The organism is Oscillibacter sp., assembly GCF_031978065.1.
Lineage (GTDB): Bacteria > Bacillota > Clostridia > Oscillospirales > Oscillospiraceae > Oscillibacter.
In genome coordinates, this window is sequence record NZ_DALZCH010000119.1 from 6,246 (window position 1) to 9,001 (window position 2,756).

3 protein-coding genes and 1 pseudogene are annotated in these 2,756 nt (G+C 56.0%); all 4 read left to right on the plus strand.

From position 1 onward, the window contains the following. On the plus strand, nt 1-341 hold a 341-nt coding region (locus RTK01_RS14265), incomplete at its 5' end, for a sigma-70 family RNA polymerase sigma factor (protein ID WP_312281610.1). A gap of 103 nt (nt 342-444) precedes the next feature. Continuing rightward, nucleotides 445-1,365, plus strand: coding sequence for a hypothetical protein (locus tag RTK01_RS14270; protein ID WP_312281611.1), 921 nt, complete (start codon nt 445-447; stop codon nt 1,363-1,365). A gap of 146 nt (nt 1,366-1,511) precedes the next feature. Then, nucleotides 1,512-1,967 carry a ferritin-like domain-containing protein gene (locus RTK01_RS14275; protein ID WP_312281612.1) on the plus strand — a complete coding sequence of 152 codons (456 nt, stop codon included), beginning with the start codon at nt 1,512-1,514 and terminating at the stop codon, nt 1,965-1,967. Nucleotides 1,968-2,203: 236 nt separating this feature from the next. Next, nucleotides 2,204-2,756 (plus strand): annotated as a pseudogene (locus RTK01_RS14280) (hypothetical protein); the annotation flags it as partial.

Here is a 2,756-nt window from a genome sequence, read left to right on the forward strand (position 1 = left end):
GGGAGCCAGGTTATTTTAAAACGTGGCTTTGCAGAATCTTGATTCATGAGTGCTACCATATCTACCGCGCAAACCGAAAAACCGTGTCTCTGGAGGAATATACGTATCTAGAAACAGCCCCACCTCAGAGCCGGGACCCCGGTCTCTACGCAGCCATCATGGCGCTGCGGGAGGAACTGCGGCTGGTGATTGTGCTGCATTACGTGGAGGGCTTTCAGGTGACGGAGATTGCGCAAATGCTGAAAATTCCGGAGGGGACAGTGAAAAGCCGCCTCTCCCGCGCCCGGACCGCGCTGCGCGCGGCCCTTGAAAAAAAGGAGGTATCGGCATATGACGCATGAAGACTGGGACGGCGTGTTTCCCGACGCGCCGCAGAACTTCCACCAAGCCGTGGAGCGAGCTCTTAGCGAATGCGCCCCCGGCCGGACCGAAAGGAGATTTCAAATGAGACGAAAATCCCTCTTAATTGTGGCCGCCGCGGTGGCCGCGCTTTGCGTGACAGCGGCCGCCGCCTACGTTTTCCAGTGGAACGAGGCCATGGCTCGGCGCTTTGGCGCGGACCCGAAGCAGCAGGAGCTGCTGTCCTCCTCTGGAGCGGTGGGCGCCCCGGAACAGTCTGTTACGGAAAACGGACTGACGGTATCGGCCCTGCAAACGCTTGGAGATCAGAACAGCGTTTACCTGCTTTTTTCCGTCAAAGCGCCTGATGGTACGCTGCTGTCAGACACCAGCGGTTTTGAAATGCTGGGCGTAAATCTTGAAGGCTCGGACCACGTCAGTTGGAGCGGCGGATTTATGAGCGGCCCGACCCAAACCGCCTCTCTTTCCGGGACGGACAACGAGCGCTATTTTGAGCTGCGGCTGTACAATTCTCAGCAGGCAGACTGGAACGGAAAAACCATCACTCTGAATTTTGCAAATCTTCAGGCCGACCGGGGCAAGCTGGATATGTACACCGTAACAGAGGGGCAATGGTCTTTGTCCTGGCCCTTGACCTACACAGATGCCATGCAAAGCTTCGCCTCCGGCGAAGCCTATCAGGTGAACGGTCACGCGGTGACGGTGGACTCCGTCCAGCTCTCCCCGTTGTCTCTGGCGCTTTCTCTCAGCGGAGACGGGCTGGAGTCCCTCGTTGAAAACTCTGATCTGGATGAGGCCGGTTCTTTGTGCACCGTGTCTCTGACCATGGAGGACGGAACCGTTCTTAACGAGCTGTATGGCCCCGGAACCGAAGGTTACGCAGAAGGGCTTTATGGGCGCACCACCAGCTTTGATCAGATCGTGGACGCAGACCGGGCAACGGCCCTCACCCTGACCTTCTTCTGGGAGAGCGATGAAAACACCATTACAATTCCTTTGAATTGATCAACGGCGCGTTGCATAAACGAGGGGGAGTGGCCAAAAGGCCGCTCCTCCTCGAGATTTTGCAGGTTGGCAGGAGTTCGGCCATGATTAAAATTACAGAGAATATTTTCCCGAGAACCGCGCATACTGGGGCTAGAGGTGATTTTATGCAGTTAAGTCAAAAAGAAAGCAGTCTCTTAAAGGATTTGAAGGGACAGGAGCAGCTCTGCGTGGACAAATACACCAAGCACGCCTCCTGCGCGTCGGACCCGCAGCTAAAAGACCTGTTCAATCAGATTGCACAAACCGAGCGACAGCATCTCGACACCCTCACCCAGATGGAAAAGGGCACGGTTCCGTCCACAGGCGGCGGGTCCCAAAAAAGTCAGCCCACCTTCAAAGCAACCTATGGCGCGGTGGACAATCAGGACAAGCAGAACGACAGCTATTTGTGCTCCGACGTGCTCTCCACGGAAAAGCACGCCTCCCATCTTTACGACACCTGCGTCTTCGAGTTCAAGGACGAAAAAGCCCGCGACGCCCTGAACCACATCCAGAAGGAAGAGCAGGAGCATGGCAAAATGATTTACGACTATATGTCCGCCAACGGCATGTACTCGTAACCCCCCCAGCCCCGCCAAAAGGCGGGGCTTTTCCTTCGCCCAGCGTTCCCCCCGTCCCGAGCCGCCCGGCAACCGCGCCCCCAACAAAACAGCCGGGCGGCGAGTGCAAGCGAAGCGCGCAGGCGCTTTTACCGCACTCCCGGCTCGGCGAGAAATTATTTTGCAGGAAAATGTACGGCACTGTACAACCGCCTTTGCCCGCCTCCATTTAACAACACACAAATAGGAGGCACGGCATGAGTAGAGAAGCAATTGGAGAAAACGGAGCCGTTTTGGGAAGCGGCGAGTATTGGAGCCGGGTGAACCGCTCCACCTTTTTCGGGGGACTGATGCGGCGGGCATCGGAGGCAAGCTATCAGGAAACACTGCGTGAAACCGGCAGTCGGGCAAGCGACATGGTGGAGGAAATCCACGAAGATTTGCAGGAGCACAAAACGCGGCTCCCTTCCATTGATTCCGGGAGTCGAAATACCCTTGCAAAACAGGTTCAAGGGCTGTATGATGTTTGCAGAATGGCAGATACCTCCTGCACTCACAGCGGCGAATGCATTACTATGCTGAACCTCTCGGGCCTTTTCAGCAATCCTTTCAGCGACGAACGCGCAATCGAAGCCGCCATCCGCAAGGTAAAAAACAATCCGGATTTCTTTTCAAGTGAATGCATTGATCTCATTGAAAAGGCTGCGGACTGGGGCATCGCTTTTGCCGCCGGAAGCAGCGAGAAAAAGCGGGCGTTTCTGGAAGACGTTGCGCAGGGAAAGGGCAAGGACTTTTTGCAGGAGGTTGCGG

Coding starts and splice junctions, on each gene's coding strand:
- RTK01_RS14270 (WP_312281611.1), top strand. CDS start 445: ATGAGACGAAAATCCCTCTTAATTGTGGCCGCCGCGGTGGCCGCGCTT.
- RTK01_RS14275 (WP_312281612.1), top strand. CDS start 1,512: ATGCAGTTAAGTCAAAAAGAAAGCAGTCTCTTAAAGGATTTGAAGGGA.